The 17,664-nt window shown below is 58.6% G+C and carries 16 protein-coding genes; 6 read left to right on the top strand and 10 right to left on the bottom strand.

The annotated features are described in order from the left end of the window. Positions 1-5 precede the first annotated feature (5 nt). A complete protein-coding gene (locus MTP43_RS08685; RefSeq protein ID WP_249234744.1) occupies positions 6-1,484 on the top strand; it encodes a glutamate synthase subunit beta in 1,479 nt (492 codons plus the stop codon). A gap of 83 nt (positions 1,485-1,567) precedes the next feature. Here the strand turns inward: MTP43_RS08685 and MTP43_RS08690 are convergent, their stop codons facing one another. From MTP43_RS08690 to MTP43_RS08720, 7 genes are all read right to left on the bottom strand, one after another. After that, positions 1,568-3,274: a PASTA domain-containing protein gene (locus tag MTP43_RS08690; protein ID WP_249234745.1), complete on the bottom strand. Its 1,707-nt coding sequence runs from the start codon at positions 3,272-3,274 to the stop codon at positions 1,568-1,570. Between the two features lie 168 nt (positions 3,275-3,442). Then, a complete protein-coding gene (locus MTP43_RS08695) occupies positions 3,443-4,783 on the bottom strand; it encodes a TRAP transporter large permease (RefSeq protein WP_005923424.1) in 1,341 nt (446 codons plus the stop codon). Between the two features lies 1 nt (position 4,784). Then, on the bottom strand, positions 4,785-5,306 hold the full coding sequence (locus MTP43_RS08700) for a TRAP transporter small permease (protein ID WP_097783598.1): 522 nt from the start codon (positions 5,304-5,306) through the stop codon (positions 4,785-4,787). A gap of 97 nt (positions 5,307-5,403) precedes the next feature. Further along, positions 5,404-6,495 (bottom strand): TRAP transporter substrate-binding protein, encoded by a 1,092-nt coding sequence (locus tag MTP43_RS08705; RefSeq protein WP_113621151.1) that lies wholly within the window; start codon positions 6,493-6,495, stop codon positions 5,404-5,406. 285 nt (positions 6,496-6,780) lie between these two features. Further along, positions 6,781-7,785 carry a TRAP transporter substrate-binding protein gene (locus MTP43_RS08710; protein WP_249234746.1) on the bottom strand — a complete coding sequence of 335 codons (1,005 nt, stop codon included), beginning with the start codon at positions 7,783-7,785 and terminating at the stop codon, positions 6,781-6,783. Beyond that, complete coding sequence (locus MTP43_RS08715; RefSeq protein ID WP_097785922.1) at positions 7,782-8,597, bottom strand: response regulator transcription factor; 816 nt, start codon at positions 8,595-8,597, stop codon at positions 7,782-7,784. Before MTP43_RS08715 ends, MTP43_RS08710 begins: the two co-directional genes overlap by 4 nt. After that, positions 8,594-10,123, bottom strand: coding sequence for a sensor histidine kinase (locus tag MTP43_RS08720; protein ID WP_249234747.1), 1,530 nt, complete (start codon positions 10,121-10,123; stop codon positions 8,594-8,596). Before MTP43_RS08720 ends, MTP43_RS08715 begins: the two co-directional genes overlap by 4 nt. Positions 10,124-10,434: 311 nt before the next feature. Between MTP43_RS08720 and MTP43_RS08725 the strand changes: the two genes are divergently transcribed. Beyond that, positions 10,435-10,965: a YcxB family protein gene (locus tag MTP43_RS08725; RefSeq protein WP_249234748.1), complete on the top strand. Its 531-nt coding sequence runs from the start codon at positions 10,435-10,437 to the stop codon at positions 10,963-10,965. 306 nt (positions 10,966-11,271) lie between these two features. Here the strand turns inward: MTP43_RS08725 and MTP43_RS08730 are convergent, their stop codons facing one another. Both MTP43_RS08730 and uxuA read right to left on the bottom strand, forming a co-directional pair. Continuing rightward, positions 11,272-12,858 (bottom strand): mannitol dehydrogenase family protein, encoded by a 1,587-nt coding sequence (locus MTP43_RS08730; protein ID WP_249234749.1) that lies wholly within the window; start codon positions 12,856-12,858, stop codon positions 11,272-11,274. 5 nt (positions 12,859-12,863) lie between these two features. Further along, complete coding sequence (uxuA, locus tag MTP43_RS08735; RefSeq protein WP_015537860.1) at positions 12,864-13,961, bottom strand: mannonate dehydratase; 1,098 nt, start codon at positions 13,959-13,961, stop codon at positions 12,864-12,866. 370 nt (positions 13,962-14,331) lie between these two features. Here uxuA and MTP43_RS08740 point away from each other — a divergent pair, with 370 nt between their 5' ends. The 4 genes from MTP43_RS08740 to MTP43_RS08755 all read left to right on the top strand — a co-directional run bounded on the left by MTP43_RS08740 (position 14,332) and on the right by MTP43_RS08755 (position 16,611). Then, complete coding sequence (locus MTP43_RS08740) at positions 14,332-14,517, top strand: hypothetical protein (protein WP_005923390.1); 186 nt, start codon at positions 14,332-14,334, stop codon at positions 14,515-14,517. A gap of 125 nt (positions 14,518-14,642) precedes the next feature. Continuing rightward, a complete protein-coding gene (locus MTP43_RS08745) occupies positions 14,643-16,013 on the top strand; it encodes a D-serine ammonia-lyase (protein WP_005923387.1) in 1,371 nt (456 codons plus the stop codon). Positions 16,014-16,098: 85 nt separating this feature from the next. After that, complete coding sequence (locus tag MTP43_RS08750) at positions 16,099-16,347, top strand: type II toxin-antitoxin system Phd/YefM family antitoxin (protein ID WP_005923385.1); 249 nt, start codon at positions 16,099-16,101, stop codon at positions 16,345-16,347. Beyond that, positions 16,348-16,611, top strand: a complete 264-nt coding sequence (locus tag MTP43_RS08755) for a Txe/YoeB family addiction module toxin (protein WP_005923383.1) — start codon at positions 16,348-16,350, stop codon at positions 16,609-16,611. Positions 16,612-16,805: 194 nt separating this feature from the next. Here MTP43_RS08755 and MTP43_RS08760 read toward each other — a convergent pair whose 3' ends face one another. Then, positions 16,806-17,543 (bottom strand): YebC/PmpR family DNA-binding transcriptional regulator, encoded by a 738-nt coding sequence (locus tag MTP43_RS08760; protein ID WP_005923378.1) that lies wholly within the window; start codon positions 17,541-17,543, stop codon positions 16,806-16,808. Positions 17,544-17,664 lie beyond the last annotated feature (121 nt).

Consider the following 17,664-nt stretch of genomic DNA (forward strand, 5'->3'; position numbering starts at 1 on the left):
GCAGCATGGGTAAGACAACAGGATTTATGGATTATGCGCGCAAGACCAGCACGGACGTTGCGCCGCTGGAGCGCCTTGAAAATTTTAACGAGTTCCACATCTGGCTCTCGCGGGAGCAGCAGCAGACGCAGGCCGCCCGCTGCATGGACTGCGGCGTGCCCTTCTGTCAGGCGGGCATGATGATCGGCGGCATGGCCTCCGGCTGTCCGCTGAACAATCTCATCCCGGAGTGGAACGATCTGGTGTACCATGGCAAGTGGGAGCTTGCGCTCCACCGCCTGATGGCCACCAACCGCTTCCCGGAGTTTACCAGCCGGGTGTGCCCCGCCCTGTGCGAGGCCGCCTGCACCTGCGGGGATGTGACCGGCAGCAGCGTCACCGTGCGCGAAAACGAGCACGCCATCATTGAAACAGCCTACGCCAAGAACTGGCTGACCGCCACCCCGCCGCCGACCCGTACCGGCAAGAGCGTTGCCGTGGTGGGCAGCGGCCCTGCGGGGCTTTCGGTGGCAGAGTACCTGAACAAGCGCGGCCACTCCGTCACGGTGTTTGAACGCGCCGACCGTGTGGGCGGTCTGCTGATGTACGGCATCCCCAACATGAAGCTGGATAAGGCGGTCATCGAGCGCCGGGTCAAGCTGATGCAGGCCGAAGGTGTTGTGTTCCGCACCGGCATGGATGTAGGCGGCGCCGTGCCCGCCGAGCAGCTGCTGGCAGATTTTGATGCCGTAGTGCTGTGCTGCGGCGCAAAAAAGCCCCGCGACCTGAACGTGCCCGGCCGGGACGCCAAGGGCGTGCACTTTGCCGTGGACTACCTGACCAGCGTGACCAAGAGCCTGCTGGACTCGGGTTTTGCAGACGGCAAGGCCATCAATGCAGCCGGTAAAAACGTACTGGTCATCGGCGGCGGCGACACCGGCAACGACTGTCAGGGCACTGCCCTGCGGCAGGGCTGCACCGACCTGATGGCGCTGGAAATGATGCCGCAGCCCCCTGCCGAGCGCACCGCCGCAAACCCGTGGCCGGAGTGGCCCCGGGTGCTGAAGGTGGACTACGGCCAGACCGAGTGCATTGCCAAGTTCGGCAAGGACCCGCGCGTGTACCAGACCACCGTCAAGGAGTTTTTGAAGGACGAGGCCGGTAACCTGACCGGTGCCGTCATCAGCTGCCTGAAGCCGGAGCGCGACCCCGAGACCGGCCGCACCAGCATGGTGCCCACCGGCAAGGAATTTACCTACGACTGCCAGCTGGCGTTTATCGCCGCAGGCTTTACCGGCTGCGAAAACTACACAGCCGATGCCTTTGGGGTGGAGCTGACCGCCCGGGGCAATGTAGCCGACCACAGCTTTAAGACCAACGTGGACAAGGTTTTCGTCTGTGGCGATATGCGCCGCGGCCAGAGCCTTGTGGTGTGGGGTCTGCGCGAGGGCCGCGATTGCGCCGCCGAGGTGGACCGCTGCCTAATGGGCTACTCGAACCTTTAATTTGCCATTCTCTTTCCTATCCTAAACAAGCAGAAGCGGGAGCCCGTTGCAAGGCTCCCGCTTCTGCTTTTGTTGTATGCTGTTTAATCTGTATCGTATTCCGGCTCTGTACTGCCCTCCGGGGGCGTTTCCGGGGTGGTAGGCTCGGTAGCGGCAGGCTCCTCCGGGGTGGCAGTGATCTGCACACTGGGGTCTGCGGCGATATACACGGTGATCACCGTACCCACCGTGACCATAGCGCCCTCTTCCTCGCTGGCAGAGACCACACAGCCCGTAGCGTAGGAGCCATCATTCACCACCATAAAGCAGCTGGCCACAAGCCCCCGGCTGCTCAGGATCTCAATAGCCTTATCCTGCGATGCACCGACGATCTTGGGCATCTCCACCTTCTCCGGGCCCTGACTGACCACGATCTGGATCACCTCGCCGTTCTCCATCACCTCGCCGGCCTCCGGCTCCTGCCGGATGATCTGCCCGGAAGGCACGGTATCGCTGTACTCCAGCACCGCCCGGAACAGGTACATACTGGTGTACTCGCGGTTATTCTTGATTTGTTCGTAGTCAATGCCCACAAAGTTGGGCACAAGGTTCTGGGGCTTCATTTCCTCGCTGCTGGCAGCTTCCGAGCTCGGCTCCGAAGAGGGAGTTTGTTCCTCCTTGCTGCTCACGATGCCCCACAGGGTGAGCAAGATCAAAACGGAAAGCAGGATCAGGATGCCCGCCAGCAACCCCTTCAAACTGAGCAGATGTTCCCTGCTCTGCGCGCTCTGCTCTGCCCGCACCGGATGCATCGGGGTCTCCGGCTTCATGGTGCGGGTCAGCTCGGCGGTATATTCCTTGGAAGAAAGCGCCTGATACAGCTGCGGCACGGTCTGGATGCGCTCCATGACCTTGAGCCGCAGCCCCAGCTGCAATACATCGGAGACATAGGCCGGTACGGCAGGCTCTACGGTGCGTGCCCGGGGGTTAGAGTCCGACACCACGCGCTGAGCAGCGGGCATGGGTGCCTGCCCGCACACCATGCGGTAAAAGACGGCGGCAAGGCTGTATTCGTCGGTATAGCGCCCCTCAAACTCGGCGGTGGTGTACTGCTCCGGCGCGGAGTAACCCTCGTACAGCTGCTCGTGCAGACCGCTGCCTGCGGTGCGCAGACCCACGGTGGCGTACCCGGCCAGACGACAGCGGCCATCCGACATTACCCGGATATTCTCCGGGCAGATGCCGCGGTGCACCAGCCCTGCCTTGTGCATGGCCGCCACGCCCTCAAACACCGGGCGCAGCATGGCGCAGGCCTCCTCTGCCTGCACCGGAGCGGGACGATTTTCCAGCCATTGCTCCAGCGGGGTGCCGCCTAAGTTTTCCAGCACCGCATACACGGTGTTGTTGGCCTCCACCACGTCCAGCACGGCCTCCAGACCGCTGGCGGGGGTAATGCGCTGGACGGCGCGGTACAGGTCTGCAAAGTCCATGCGGGTGGTCTTGAACAGCACTTCGCTGCCCTGCTTGGGGCGCAGGATGCAGTCCGCCCCGCGCTCGGCAGACAGGGTGACCGGCAGGTACTCCTTGATGGTCACTCGGAAGCCACCCAGATTCTCCACGCCGCTGTACAGCACGCCTTCGCCGTCCAGACTGCGCATCTCGCCCACGGTGTAGCGCCCGGCCAGCACCGTGCCCACCGGCAGGCAGCCCGCCGGGTTGCATCCCTCTAAGATTTTCCCACAATGGGGGCAGACGGTCGCCGCAGGCGGCAGTTCCCCCATGCAGAACGGACACAGGCGTTTTTGCTCCATAGTGTTCTCTCCCCTTCCAAACTTCTATACATTTTATTGTATCATAGTGTTCCCCGCCGTGCAAGCTGTCCGCATTTTGGTGCAAAAGCAAAAAAGACCGGGGCCCGCAGCCCAAAGGGCTGACAGGCTCCGGTCTTAAAGATGCAAGGGGTTTCCCTTATGCTGCGCTTAGTGGATGAACACAGGACCCAGCGGGTTTGCAATGGGGCTTACATAGCCGCCCAGCAGCTTGGGGATAGCAAGGCTGATGTCGGGGATGTAGGTCAGCAGCAGCAGTGCAATGAACATGCACAGGTAGAACGGCAGGGTTGCCTTGACTACCTTCTCCATGGGACGCTTTGCAACGGCAGAGCCGATGAACAGAACGGAGCCAACGGGAGGAGTCAGCAGACCGATGCCGCAGTTCAGAACCACGATGATACCGAACTGGATGGGATCGATGCCGATGGAGGTGGCGATGGGCAGCAGGATGGGGGTAGCGATCAGGATGATGGGAGCCATATCCATGATCATGCCCAGCACCAGCAGGATCAGGTCGATGAGCAATGCAATGATGTAGGGGTTATCGGTGAGGTCGGTGATGGCGGTTGCTGCCAGATCAGGCACATGCAGCATGGTCAGGCAGTTGCCGAACACTGCAGAGGTAGCGATCAGGATCAGCACGATGGACAGGGTGTTGACGCACTCGTCCAGAGCGTGCCACACGCCCTTCCAGTCCAGACCCTTATAGACGAACACGGAAACGAGCAGAGAGTAGATAACGGCGATAGCAGCGGACTCGGTAGCGGTAAACACACCGCCGACAACGCCGAACACCACGATGATGACAGCGGCCAGTGCCCAGATGGAAGTGCCCAGCTGCTTGACAAAAGCCTTGATGCTGAAGGGATCACCCTTGGGGTAGTTGCGCTTGACCGAGATGATGTAGGAGCCGATCATCAGCACGATAGCCAGCAGAGCGCCGGGCAGGTAACCGGCCAGGAACAGGCTGCCCACGGAGATACCACCGGCGGTGGTAGCGTAGATGACCATGTTATGGCTGGGAGGAACCAGCAGACCCTCGCAGGAAGAGGTAATAGTAACAGCGGTGGAGAAGTCTGCGCCGTAGCCCTGATCCACCATCATGGGGATCATGATAGAACCGATGGAAGCGGTATCGGCGGAAGCAGAACCGGAAATGCCGCCGAAGAAGTAGGAAGCCACGATGTTGACCATGGCCATGCCGCCGCGCATCCAGCCCACGCAGGCGTCAGCCAGTGCGATCAGCTTTTCAGAAATGCCGCCGGAGCCCATGAGCACACCCATGGTGATGAAGAACGGCACAGCCATCAGGCTAAAGGAGGAGATGCCCTTGACCATCAGGCGGCAGACGTCGGTCAGTGCCTGACCCTGCACCAGCATGCACAGCACGCTGGACAGACCAACGGCGTATGCAATGGGGAAGCGCAGGAAGATCATAACAAAGAAGCTGACAAGAAGGACAATGATTGCCAGTGTCTGAACTGTCATATTACATTTCCTCCTTTACAAAAAAGCTCTTGATATGGTTATACAGCGACTCGATCTCGAAGATGACCATGGCAACGCCGGCCAGCGGCACCGGGAAGTACATCCAGAAGCGGCTCAGCCAGGGCATGGAAACATAGAAGCCACGGCCGCCCAGCGTGGTGGCGTAGTTCCAGCCGACCGCCATCATGACCACACCAAGGATCATCACGGCCACGTCAGACAGGATGTCCAGCGCCTTGACCACTTTCTTGGGCAGGTACATATCAAAGGCAGTCATGCGGATGTGTGCGCCGCGGCGGATGGCCAGCGCAGCGCTCAGCACAGCCATGTAGCTCATGCAGGTCAAAACGACCTCCTCAGACCAGGAGGGGTCCGGAATAAAGGGGACGTAACGGCCAATGACCGACATCGTGGTAATGAGGATATCTGCGATCAGCAGGATCTTGCAGATGAACAGAACCACCTTGTAGGTAAAGTCGTACGCCGGTCTGATCTTATCCAGAGTGGTAAAGATTTTCGGCATAGAAATTCCTCCATATAAAAACCCGGCGAAGCCTGCGGGCGTATTCCCGTGGGCCCCCGCCGGGCAATGTACTACTTAGATTGGATGGAAAGCCAGCTTATGCCTTCATGTCCAGCAGCTTCTGGTACAGCTCAGCCTGATCAGAGGTGTTGTCCTTGATGACCTTAGCGCAAGCTTCCTGCCAGGGAGTCTTGTCGTCCACATCCACAACGTTGCAGCCGGAGGAGCGCAGCTCTTCCAGAACCTTGTTCTCAGCAGTCTCAGACAGATCAGCGTTGAACTTCTGGGTGTCGGCAGCAGCAGCCATAACAGCAGCCTGCTGGTTAGCAGTCAGCTTGCCCCATGCGTTGTCGGTGATAACAGCCTGCACAGCGCCCAGAGTGTGGCCGTCCAGGATCAGGTTGTTAGCAACCTCGGGGAAGGCGTTGGACTTGTAGTTTGCGATGGGCTGCTCAGCGCCATCCACAACGCCGGTCTGCAGTGCGCTGTACAGCTCGCCGAAAGCAACGACGGTGGGGTTAGCGCCCAGACCCTCGACCATGCCGTTCATAACAGGGTCGTTGGACACACGCAGCTTCATGCCCTTCAGATCATCGATGGTTGCAACGGGCTTGACGGTGAAGAAGTGACGGAAGCCCTCCTCGCCGTAGAACAGGCCGCGAACGGGCAGGCCCAGCTCCTGGGGCTCGTTCAGGAACTCAGGAGCCAGATCGCTGTTGGCAAAGTTCCAGAAGTGAGCGCGGTTGTTGAAGGTGAAGGGGATGGACAGCAGCTTGGACTTATTGCAGCCGTAGCTGGTCAGAGCGAAAGCAGAGATACGGCTGATATCAATGGAGGTAGAGCCGCCCAGAATAGCGTCCAGAACGTCGTTCTCAGAGCCCAGAACACCGGAAGCCTGCACATCAACGACCACAGAACCGCCGCTCAGCTCCTCGACCTTCTCCTTGAAGTGAGAACCGGTCTGGCCAACGATGGTATCCAGCGGGTTGACCTCGGCGTAGACCAGAGTCACCTTGGGATCGTTGGCAGCAGCTGCTGCATCACCGGCAGCAGCAGAAGAAGCTGCGGTAGAGGTGGAAGCAGCGGTAGAAGTGGAGCCGCTCTTGGAACCACCGCAGGCGGTCAGAGCAACAGCAGCGGTAGCTGCACCGGCAACGGCCATAAAGCTACGACGAGAGATCATTTTCATAGGAATCGTCCTCCTTAAATAATTGTGAAATTCTCCGGGCGCACAGGTGCCGGAGCTTCCGTTCATTGACTGTACACACTTTAGCAAATTTTCCGAAATGAAACAAGAGCTTTCGAAAAATGTCCTGTTTTTCGAAAGAATGTCAAGATTGTTTTTGACACATTGCACAATCGCTTTCCGTCTTGTTTGTGCAACACTACTGACCAGTTGGATACATTCCTGCATTCATAGCACAAAACAACACCCCGAAAAATGTCCATCCGGGCACTTCTCGGGGTGTCTTTTTCAGCTTTTCTGTATCCGGTCGATCAGTTCCTGCTGGGCAGAGAATTCATCGTACATGGGCTGCACCGCTGCGCGGAAGCGGGCTTTTTCGGCCTCGTCCAGCTCGGTGACGCAGATGCCCCGCTTGCGCATATTCTGCTCTGCGTTCGCCTCCCGCCGTGCCCAGAGCTCCCGCTCTGTCTGTGCGCTCTCCCGGGCGCAGGCACGGATCACCTCCGGGAAGCTTTCGTCCAATGCGGCAAGCTTTTCCATCACCGCCGGGCTGGCCAGCTGCACCTCCGGCACCCGGGTGTGCTCGTCCTTCAGGAAAAAGGGTGCCACCTCGTAGTGTCCCATCACTTCGTAGCTGGGCCAGTTGTTCTCTGCGCCGTCGATCTCGGCATTATGCAGGGCGGCATATACCTTGCTGTACACCACCTGCGCTGGCTTTGCGCCCAGTGCGGTGATCATGTCGCTCATCATGTCCGACTCCTGCACCCGGATGGTCAGCCCCTGCAAATCATCCAGCCCGGTCACCTTTTCCCGGGTGTAGAAGCTGCGCACACCGGCATCGAACCACGAAAGCCCCACTAAGTCCATCCCGTCCAGCATGGCCAGAAACTCATCGCCGATGTCGCCGTCCAGCACCCGCCACATCTGCTGGGCATCGCTGTACAGGTAGGGCAACTGCAACACGCTGAGCTCCGGCTCGTACTCTGCCAGCTGGCTCAGGGACACGCGGGAAAAATCCACCCCGCCGAACTGCATCTGCTGGATGACGCTCTGCTCTGCGCCCAGCTCTGCCCCGCTGTAAACCAGCACCTTCACCCGGCCGCCCGTGCGCTGCGCCACAAGCTCGGCAAAGGCCTTTGCCGCCTTGCTGGTAGGGTAGTCCTCCGGCTGGTTCTCCGCATAGCGCAGGATGAGCGGCTTCTCCTGTTGCGAAGAAGCAGACTGCGCCGTACAGCCTGTAACTGCCAGCGCCGGGGCTGCCGCAAGCAGACGCAGCAGCTGACGGCGGGTCACAGCCGCGCCTCCCGGGCTGCCTTTGCCGCTTCCTTCCGGTACTGGGTGGGGGTCATGCCGGTGCGCTTTTTAAAGGCGCGGGCAAAGTAGCTGGCGTCCTCGTAGCCCACCATGGAGGCCACCTCCGCTGCGGAGCGGAAGGGGTCGGCCAGCAGCTCCTTGGCGGCGTTGATGCGCAGCTCGGTCAGGCAGTCCAGAAAGTTCATCTTCTGGTACTTCTTGAACTGTGCCGAAAGGTACGCCGGGCTGATGTGCAAAATTTCGCTCACGCTGTCCAGCGAGAGGTCGGCCATATAGTTATCTTCCATATACTTGCGCACATGGTCCATCACCAGTGCGTTGCGGTCGCTCTCCCCTTCCCCGGCGGGCTCGGTCTCCTGCTCCGGGGCGGTTTCCGGCTCCGGGGCTTCCGCAGCCAGTTCGGCCAGACGGCGCCCGGCTTCGATCTGCCGGATAGCGCGGCGGATGGCGGCCTCGGTCTCGTCCGGGTCCACCGGCTTCAGCAGATAGTCGCAGGCACCCAGATGCACCGCCTCGTGGGCGTACTGGAACAGGCTGTACGCCGTGATGAAGATCACCTTGCACTCCGGCCGCTGCTCCAGCACCGCGCGGGCGGCATCCAGGCCGTTCATGCCCGGCATCTCAATGTCCATCAAAATCAGGTCTGCTTCCCAGAGCACGGCGGTATCGGCGGCTTTGCGGCCATTTTCCGCCATCTCCACCGTCACCTCATGCTCGAACCGGCGCATGACGATATCCGCCAGCGCCTCCCGCTCCATCCTCTCATCATCCGCGATCAACAGACGAATCATTCCTCAAATTCCTCCTCATTCTCCACCAGCGGCAGATACAGGATCACCGCAGTTCCCCGCCCCGGCCGGGAGCGCACCACCACCCGGCAGCGGGCATCCAGCAGCCGCAGGCGGGCGGCCACGTTATAAATACCGATATGTTCCCAGCGGGGTGCGGGCTGCTCCAATGCCATGCGCAGCTGTTCCAGCTGCTCCGGCTCAATGCCAACGCCGTTGTCCAGCACCCGGATGCACAGCAGACCTTTTTCCCGCAGGGGAATCATACGGATGCGCACCACGCCGCCCTCTTCCTTGGGGCAGATGCCGTGCTTGAAAGCGTTTTCCACGATAGGCTGCAAGATAAAGGACGGCACCATAGTCTCGGTCAGGTCCAGCGAATCCGAGAACGCCCACTCCATCTGCACCCGGTCGCCAAAGCGCACATGGTAGATGGAATAGTACTCATCCACAACGCGCACCTCCCGGGAGAGGGGCACCTGCTCATCGTTGCTCATCAGGCTGTAACGCAGCAGATGGGAAAGCGCCATAATGAGCGCCTGCGTGCGGTAGGCGGACTCTGTGCCCGCCATCTGCTGGATGACGTTCAGGGTGTTGAACAGAAAATGCGGGTCGATCTGGCTGCGCAGCTGCTGCAACCGGCTGCGCTCCATGCGGTTCTGCAGTTCCAGCGCCTCGGTCTTTTGGCGATGCAACTCCCGCTCGATCTCGTTTTTCTCCTGTAAGGTGCTCACCTGCTGCGCCATAGAGTGCTTCATGCGGTTGAAGGACTCCGCCAGCTGGCCGATCTCCAGCTGCTTGGGCAGCGGGATGTCCGGGGTATCGAACTGGCTGCGGCTGATAGCGCGGGAGGCCTCGATCATCTGAGACACCGGAGTCAGCAGCTGCATGACCATCAGACCGGAGGCGCAGCCCAGCGCCACGCACAGTGCCACCACCACGATCTGCATCAGGGCGATCCGCTCGCCCAGCTCCGAGATCTCGGTGTAAGTAGTCTGGGCATCCAAGATCGAGGCTTTCAGCAGCTGCATGGTGTACTGGCTCAGATACCCGCCGCAGACCGAGACCTTGTTGTAGTACAGCTGGGAAGCCTTTGCTTCCTGCCCACTGGAAAGGTAGCCTTCCAGCTCCTCCAGCAGGGTGTTGTAGCTGCCGTAGGTGGTCTCCACCGCACCGTACAGCACCCACTGCTCATCGCTGACGTTCTGCAAGCCGTCCATATTGGATCGGATGCGCCACAGCCATGCGTTGCTGGTGGAGCAGGCTGCCTGAAGCTTTTCCAGCATTTCCTCAGTCTCGCCGTTCTCCCAGCGGTACGCTTCCAGAATGCTGATGGAGCTTTCCACACCGCCCTGAAAGCGGCTGATGGCGTTAAAGTTGCCCATCTGGTCGTCCTGCACCTGCTGCACCGCCCGCGCCTGATAGCCGTTCAGGGCAAGCTGCAATGCAAAGGCCGCAAAAAATGCTGCCAAGCACAGCACCATGCGCTGCTTGAGCGTAACGCTGTGCTTCCAGTTGCACTTTTCCATGCAAGGCTTCCCCCTTTTTCGTAAGGTGTATCTGAAAACAAAGAAAATGACGAATATTTCGCAAGCACAAGCGGGATTTAAGGCAAATAGCCGCAGGAATCCTTTGTGGATTTCAAGGCTGTTTAACGCAAAATCCAGCTGTGCTTGTAGAAATAGACTAAATTTTCGACTTTTCAGATACACCCCAGATAATATCTTATTTTACCACGCCTTGCGGGCGGTTTGCAAGCCGGATGCACCGCCGCCGATGCATCTTTTGCTTGCTTCTTGCCGGTAAATGTGGTACTATGCCCAAAAAGGAGGGTAACTTTATGACCCAGAATATTTGCGTTTCCGTTCAGATGGACGAAAAAAGCTTTCACGATTTTGCATCTTTCGACCTGCTGCGCCACAACAAGGGCTGGCAGCGCCCGGCGGTGTTCACCGCCATTCTGCTGGTGTGCGCCGGGATCTGCCTGAGCCAGATCGGCAAACGGGAGGGTGCCGGGCTGCTGACCGCCGTGCTGGCCATTGTAGCCCTTGGCCTGCCCGCCGTATACTTCGGTACCTTCTTTGCTAACCTCTCCAAGCAGATCAAAAAGCTGGGTCTGCCCCGCCCCTTCTACCGGTTGGAGCTGGACGCCGCCGGGCTTTCGGTCTGGATGGCCGGTGAGCAGAACAAGGCTGAGCCCACCAACCGCTACACTTGGAACACCGTGTACTGCGCCTACCGCACCAAAGAGGCGGTGTACATCTACGTCCAGAAGAATCAGGCCTATCTGCTGAACGAGAGCATGGATGCCGCATGGAGCCTGCTGGGCAGTGCCCTGCCCGCCGCCAGCCTGCACGACTGCCGGAAATAAGGGCATAGGGACAATTTTTAATGCGCTCCGCTTTGCTCTGCGCATGAATAGCGGAAAATTATGATTTTTTCGAAATCCCGGAGCGTCTGCGGACGCTCCGGGATTTCATTTTCACAGGAATGGGGTCGTAACCGGAAACTGCATTTGCAACGCTTGTTTCCTTCGGAAACAGTCGCGCTGCGGGGGCGTTTCCATTCCCGTGGAAAAACAAGCCCGGAAGGTTCGCAAACCTTTTAGACAAAACAAAAACCCACGCTGCGGCAAAGCAAAAGCGCAGCGTGGGTACGGAAATAGCGTTATAAAGTTTTAACGAGCCAGAGTGTACTTGTGCAGGGTCTTGCGCACTGCGCCGTTACCGGCGTACAGCTCCTTGACCATGCCCTCGATCTTTTCGCCCAGACCAACGGCGTACAGATTCACACCGAACACATCGGCACGGCTGTACAGAGCCTTCAGGCAGCTGAAGTCCTGCTCGCCTTCCTTGACCTGCAAGGGGCTGACGATGGCCTGCAGCTCAGCCAGCAGCGGATCGGGAGAGATCTCGAAGGGCTGGCCGTTGTCGTCGATGCCCTTCAGGTAGCGGGCATAACCTGCCAGCACCAGCGGGATCAGCACGAGGTTGGACTTGTCCAGACCGCGCTCCTCGTAAGCCTTGATGGTCTCGCCAAAGCGGATCGCCAGCTTCTGGGAGGTATCGGTTGCGATACGCTGGGGAGCATCGGGCATGAAGGGGTTGGGCAGACGGCGGTTGATGACAGCGCCGATGAACTCGTAGGGGTTCAGCACGCCGGGATCAACGACCACGGGCATCGCCTCGATATAGCCGACCTTCTGGATGAAGGAGCGCAGATCCTCGTCTGCCATCTCGGCAGAGATGAGGGTGTAGCCCAGCATACAGCCATAGATAGACATGGCAGTGTGCAGGGGGTTCAGGCAGGTGCAGACCTTCATCTTCTCGATCTTGTCCACGGTCTCGCGGTCGCAGTACAGCACACCGCCCAGCTCCAGCGGAGGACGGCCATTGGTGTAGTGATCCTCGATGCACAGGTACTGGGTCTCCTCAGCGTTGACGAAGGGAGCGGTGAAGGTGTGCTTCTCGGTAACGATGGTGTAGTTATCCTCAAAGCCATCCTTTGCCAGCATCTCCTGCACCTTTGCGTCCGGGCGCGGGGTGATCTTGTCGATCATGCTCCACGGGAAGGTGACCTTGGTCTCGTCCTGCACATAGGCAAGGAACTCGGCGGGCACCAGACCCTGCTCCACCCACTTTGCAGCGTAGGCGTGGACAGCGGTCTTGACCTTATCGCCGTTGTGAGAGCAGTTATCCATGCTCTGGACGGTCAGGGGCAGCTTGCCGGCCTTGAAGCGCTCGTACAGCAGAGCGGTGACCTTGCCCATCGCCAGAACGGGGGTCAGGCCGCGCTCCAAGTCAGCGGGAGCAACGCCGTAGCCCTTCTCGGTGATGGTAAAAGAGATCATCTGCAGGCTGGGGTTCTGGAAGATCTCCACCAGACGTGCCCAATCAGCGCCGAAGGAATAGTCAGCCTTCAGGCTCTCGGTAACGGAAGCGACGACCTTCTTCTCGATCTCGCCGGTGGACTTCAGGCAGACCAGCAGGCTCAGGTTATCGTAGGGCTGGTAAGCCTTATCGATGATCTCGTAGTCGAAGCTCTCGGCCACGATGACGCCGCGGTCGTACTTGCCGCTGTTCAGTGCGTCGTTCAGCACGGCAGCGGGGAAAGCGCGGAAGATGTTGCCGGCACCGAAGTGCACCCAAGTGGGCTCGGCGTGAGTCTTGGCCTTCACAGCCTCAATGTCGAATTTGGGCAGCTCGTAGCCCTTTTCTGCCCACTCGGCGGACAGATTGCCGTTTTTAATATCAGACAGCTTCATAGTAATCAGCCCTTCTTTTCTTCATCCAGACGGTCCAGCAGATCCCAGATACCCAGCATATACTGGATGCCCAGAGCACGGTCATACTTGCCATAGCCGGGGCGGCAGACGCCGGGACCTTCCTCCCACAGCTGACGGCCGTGGTCGGGGCGGATGTAGCCCTCAAAGCCGCAGTCATGGTATGCGCGCATTACCTCAATGATGCCAGTCTCGCCGCAGCAGTCGCGGTGCGCAGCCTCAGAGAAGTCGCCGTTGGGGAAGTGGTGGATGTTGCGGACGTGACCGAAAGCAATACGGTCGCAGTGCTTGCGGATGATCTCGGCACAGTTATTGTTGGGGTTTGCGTTCAGGCTGCCGGTGCACAGGGTCAGGCAGTTGTACGGATCGTCCACCATCTTCAGGAAGCGGTCGATGCTGGGCTCGTCCACCAGCAGGCGGGGCAGGCCGAAGATATCCCAAGGGGGGTCGTCCATGTGGATAGCCATCTTGATGTCACACTCGTGGCAGGTGGGCATCAGGGCTTCGAGGAAGTACTTCAGGTTCTCCCACAGCTTCTCCTTGGTGACAGGGGCATAGGCCTTGAACAGCTCGTCCAGCTTTGCCATGCGCTCCGGCTCCCAGCCGGGGAAGGTCATGTTATACTTCTCGGTGAAGGACATGATATACTCGGCCATCGCCTTGTAATCGCCCTTGATCTTGTCCTTCTCGTAGAACAGTGCGGTGGAACCATCGCCTACCGGATGGAACAGGTCGGTACGGGTCCAGTCGAAGATGGGCATAAAGTTGTAGCAGATGACCTTGACGCCGAACTTGGACAGGTTGCGGATGCACTGCTTGTAGTTCTCGATATACTGGTCGCGGGTGGGCAGACCGATCTTGATATCGTCGTGCACATTGACGGACTCGACAACATCCATGTCAAAGCCGTAGGCGTGGATCTGGTCTGCAACCTTCTGGATCTCGTCGATTTCCCAGATCTCGCCGGGCATTTTGTTGTGCAGTGCCCAGACGATGCTGGTCACGCCGGGGATCTGCTTGATGTCGCTCAGGGTGACGGGGTCGTTGCCCTCGCCATACCAGCGCCAACCCATTTTCATAGGCATAGAGAAGTTCCTCCTGTCGTTATTTATCTTATGGCACGCGCAGTACGCCTGCACGCTCTTCTTGCTTATATTCTAATATATCAGTTATAAAATAGCAATACGCACAATGCCATTTTTTTGTGTTTATTCTTGTATACTTTACACAAAAATGGCAAAATGCCAGTTTTTTAACAAGGTTTTTGGGCAGTGTGCTGCTCTCCTTCCAATCTTCTCCTGTTCCTCCGGCTGGTGCGGCTTTTTGACCGGTTTGCGCAAAAATATGTCCTGCTTCCGTTAAAAGTCCGTTCTGTGGGACATTTGTCCTGTTATACTGCAATTACACCGAGGGACGGCGGCGTCTCCCGCATCAACTGGAAAAGAGAGGCATACTATGGACGAAAACAACTTTGTGGTAAAGACCATCTTCCACGCCCGCGGCAGCTCCGAGGTACTTACCGAAAACTATTTTGCCACCCGGAAGGAGGCTGAAGAATTCTGTGCCCTGACCGACTACGCCATGAAGCTGAACTACGGCGCAGAGCAGCAGCTGGTGACCACCGAGATCGTGGCGCTCTGATCCGCCCGGCGAGCAGCCGGTTGACAATTCCTGTAAAAACCTTTATATTCAAGACACGCAGCGCTCCGCAAAAACCGCCGGGCGCGCCATCTGCTTTTACTTTTATATATAAAGGAGGATCCACTATGGTTTCACCTGCCAAGTGCATCTCCGGGCGTTCTGTTGCCGATTGGATCGCGGCATATCCCGTGGTCTCTGACCTCTGCGCCCTGAAGGAGACTGCATGGGTAAACCCGGACAAGCTGCCCTTTGCACAGGCTGCGGCTGCCTGCCCGCTGACTTTGGCCGACATTGAGGACGCCGCCGCACGGCTGGAGCGGTTTGCGCCCTATCTTGCCGCCGTCTTTCCCGAGACCGCTGCGGCGGGCGGCATCATCGAGTCCCCTGTTCAGCCCATCCCCCGGATGCAGAAGGTGCTGAAGGAGCGCAGCGGCACTCATATCGCCGGGCAGGTATGGGTCAAGTTGGACAGTCATCTGCCCATTTCCGGCTCCATCAAGGCGCGGGGTGGCATTTACGAGGTGCTGAAAACCGCCGAGGACATTGCCCTGCACAGCGGAATGCTGCACCTTACCGACAACTACGCCGTTCTGGCAGAAGAGCGCTTCCGCAAGCTGTTCTCGCAGTATTCCATCGCGGTGGGCTCCACCGGCAATCTGGGGCTTTCCATCGGCATCATGAGCGCGAAGCTGGGCTTTCAGGTCACTGTGCATATGTCCGCTGACGCGCGGCAATGGAAAAAAGACCTGCTCCGCAGCCGGGGCGTCAAGGTGGTGGAGTACGCCTCTGATTACAGCATCGCCGTGACCGAGGGTCGTAAGCTGGCGGCGGGTGACCCCCACTGCCACTTTGTGGATGACGAAAACTCCAAGACCCTCTTTCTGGGCTATGCTGTGGCTGCACTGCGGCTGAAAAAGCAGCTGGACGCGCAGGGCGTCACCGTGGATGCGGAGCATCCTCTCTTCGCCTATCTGCCCTGCGGCGTGGGCGGCGGCCCCGGCGGCGTGGCCTTTGGCCTGAAGATGCTGTTCGGCGATGCCGCACACTGCTTCTTCGCCGAGCCAACCCACTCCCCCTGCATGATGCTGGGCATGGCCACCGGCGAAAACAACAGCATTTGCGTGCAGGACTTTGGCATCGATAACCGCACCGCCGCCGATGGTCTTGCCGTGGGGCGCGCCTCCGGCTTTGTGGGCGGGCTGATGCGTCCCTTTATGAGCGGCTGCTACACCCTGCAGGACGAGCGGATGTACACCCTTCTGGCGCAGCTGGCAGACGCCGAAGATCTTTACCTTGAACCCAGCGCTCTGGCGGGAATGTACGGCCCGGTGCTCACCCAGCCCGGGCAGCTGCTTGGCGCTTACACCGAAGCCGCTCTGCCCGCCGGTGCGCTGGCAAACGCCACCCATCTGGTCTGGGCTACCGGCGGGAATATGGTTCCCCGGGAAGAAATGCAGCGCTACTACGCAAAAGGCAGGGCGCTGGCACAGGGGTGACCGTGTGTCATGTTTCGATTGCCGGTCGCATATTGACATTTTTACAAGCGTACGCTATACTGTACACGAAAGGAGTGATTCTACGATGACCACTACAAATATCACGAATTTCCGTAAGAATGCCTTCGACTATGTAGAGCAGACCATTAAATACAACCAGCCCATCAACATCACCACCAAGGACGGCAATGCCGTGCTGCTGTCTGAAGAAGATTACAGCGGCATCATGGAAACGCTGTATCTGGTCTCTGCACCGGGTATGCGCGAAAAGATCATGGACGGAATCGCCACGTCGCTTGAGGACTGTGTGGACGAAACGGCGGTGGAGTGGTAAATGTACAAGGTCGTTTACACCAAAACCGCTGCAAAGGACGTACCAAAACTGAAGTCTGCCCATCTGGACGAAAAGGCAAAGGCACTCATTGAAATCATCCGTGTTGATCCTTTCCAAAACCCGCCCCCGTACGAAAAGCTGGTGGGTGATCTGAACGGTGCATACAGCCGCCGCATCAACATCCAGCACCGCCTTGTTTATCAGGTCTATGAAAAAGAGCAGACCGTTAAGATCCTCAGTCTGTGGACGCACTATGAACGATAAATCTAATAGCACTTCTTCGGAAAATCCATCATACGATGAGGATATGCGTGCAGAGTACGATTTTTCTGATGCCAGAAGGAACCCTTATCCGCACGACATACAAAAATAACAAGCAAAAGCCGCCTTTCGTGCCAAACAGCACAAAAAGCGGCTTTTTATCGTTTTATTTCAGGAGCAAAGAGCCTTGCGGAAGCTTATTCCGGCAGGTCCTCTTCGTTCTCGAGAGAGTGCCAGACGTTCTGGACGTCATCGTTATCTTCCAGAGAATCCAGCAGCTTGCCCATCTGCTTCAGCTGATCGGGATCGGTCAGGCGGGTGGTGGTCATGGGCACCATGGCCAGATCGTCGGACAGGATCTCGTAGCCCTTCTCCTCCAGAGCCTTGACCACAGCGGAGTAGTTCTCGGGGTCGGTGGTGACCTCGGCTGCGTCCTCGCTGGCATCAAAGTCCTCGGCACCGGCATCCAAAGCGTCCATCATGGCCTCGTCGGCGTCCTTATCCTCCAGAGAGATGTCGATGACGCCCTTCTGGTTGAACAGGAAGGCCACGCAGCCCATAGCGCCCAGATTGCCGCCGTTCTTATCGAAGTAGTGGCGCAGGTCGGCAGCGGTACGGTTGCGGTTGTCGGTCAGGGTCTCAACCATGACTGCCACGCCGCCGGGGCCGTAGCCCTCGTAGGTGATGGCCTCGAACTCGGTCTTGTCGCCGCCCTCGGCCTTCTTGATGATACGCTGGATGTTATCGTTGGGCACGCTCATGCGCTTTGCCTTGGCGATCAGATCTGCCAGCTTGCTGTTGGAAGCCGGGTTGGGGCCGCCGTCACGGACGGCAACGCTGATCTCGCGGCCGATCTTGGTAAAGACCTTGGCGCGGGCGCCGTCAGTCTTTTCCTTCTTGCGCTTAATGTTGTTCCATTTGCTATGTCCAGACATGGGAAAGAGCCTCCTAAATTTATCGGTATCTCCGCCTGCGGGCAGACGGGCTGTGGTCGCCCGCTTGTGGCAGCACACAAAATCTAACTCTATTATTTTATCACAATCCACCGGCGCGTTC

The sequence above is a fragment of the Faecalibacterium sp. IP-1-18 genome (genome assembly GCF_023347355.1).
Taxonomy (GTDB): domain Bacteria; phylum Bacillota; class Clostridia; order Oscillospirales; family Ruminococcaceae; genus Faecalibacterium; species Faecalibacterium prausnitzii.

Coding starts and splice junctions, on each gene's coding strand:
- MTP43_RS08720 (WP_249234747.1), bottom strand. CDS start 10,123: ATGGAAAAGTGCAACTGGAAGCACAGCGTTACGCTCAAGCAGCGCATG.
- MTP43_RS08755 (WP_005923383.1), top strand. CDS start 16,348: ATGTACAAGGTCGTTTACACCAAAACCGCTGCAAAGGACGTACCAAAA.
- MTP43_RS08730 (WP_249234749.1), bottom strand. CDS start 12,858: ATGAAGCTGTCTGATATTAAAAACGGCAATCTGTCCGCCGAGTGGGCA.
- MTP43_RS08760 (WP_005923378.1), bottom strand. CDS start 17,543: ATGTCTGGACATAGCAAATGGAACAACATTAAGCGCAAGAAGGAAAAG.
- MTP43_RS08725 (WP_249234748.1), top strand. CDS start 10,435: ATGACCCAGAATATTTGCGTTTCCGTTCAGATGGACGAAAAAAGCTTT.
- MTP43_RS08715 (WP_097785922.1), bottom strand. CDS start 8,597: ATGATTCGTCTGTTGATCGCGGATGATGAGAGGATGGAGCGGGAGGCG.
- MTP43_RS08700 (WP_097783598.1), bottom strand. CDS start 5,306: ATGCCGAAAATCTTTACCACTCTGGATAAGATCAGACCGGCGTACGAC.
- MTP43_RS08690 (WP_249234745.1), bottom strand. CDS start 3,274: ATGGAGCAAAAACGCCTGTGTCCGTTCTGCATGGGGGAACTGCCGCCT.
- MTP43_RS08695 (WP_005923424.1), bottom strand. CDS start 4,783: ATGACAGTTCAGACACTGGCAATCATTGTCCTTCTTGTCAGCTTCTTT.
- uxuA (WP_015537860.1), bottom strand. CDS start 13,961: ATGCCTATGAAAATGGGTTGGCGCTGGTATGGCGAGGGCAACGACCCC.
- MTP43_RS08745 (WP_005923387.1), top strand. CDS start 14,643: ATGGTTTCACCTGCCAAGTGCATCTCCGGGCGTTCTGTTGCCGATTGG.
- MTP43_RS08740 (WP_005923390.1), top strand. CDS start 14,332: ATGGACGAAAACAACTTTGTGGTAAAGACCATCTTCCACGCCCGCGGC.
- MTP43_RS08750 (WP_005923385.1), top strand. CDS start 16,099: ATGACCACTACAAATATCACGAATTTCCGTAAGAATGCCTTCGACTAT.
- MTP43_RS08685 (WP_249234744.1), top strand. CDS start 6: ATGGGTAAGACAACAGGATTTATGGATTATGCGCGCAAGACCAGCACG.
- MTP43_RS08705 (WP_113621151.1), bottom strand. CDS start 6,495: ATGAAAATGATCTCTCGTCGTAGCTTTATGGCCGTTGCCGGTGCAGCT.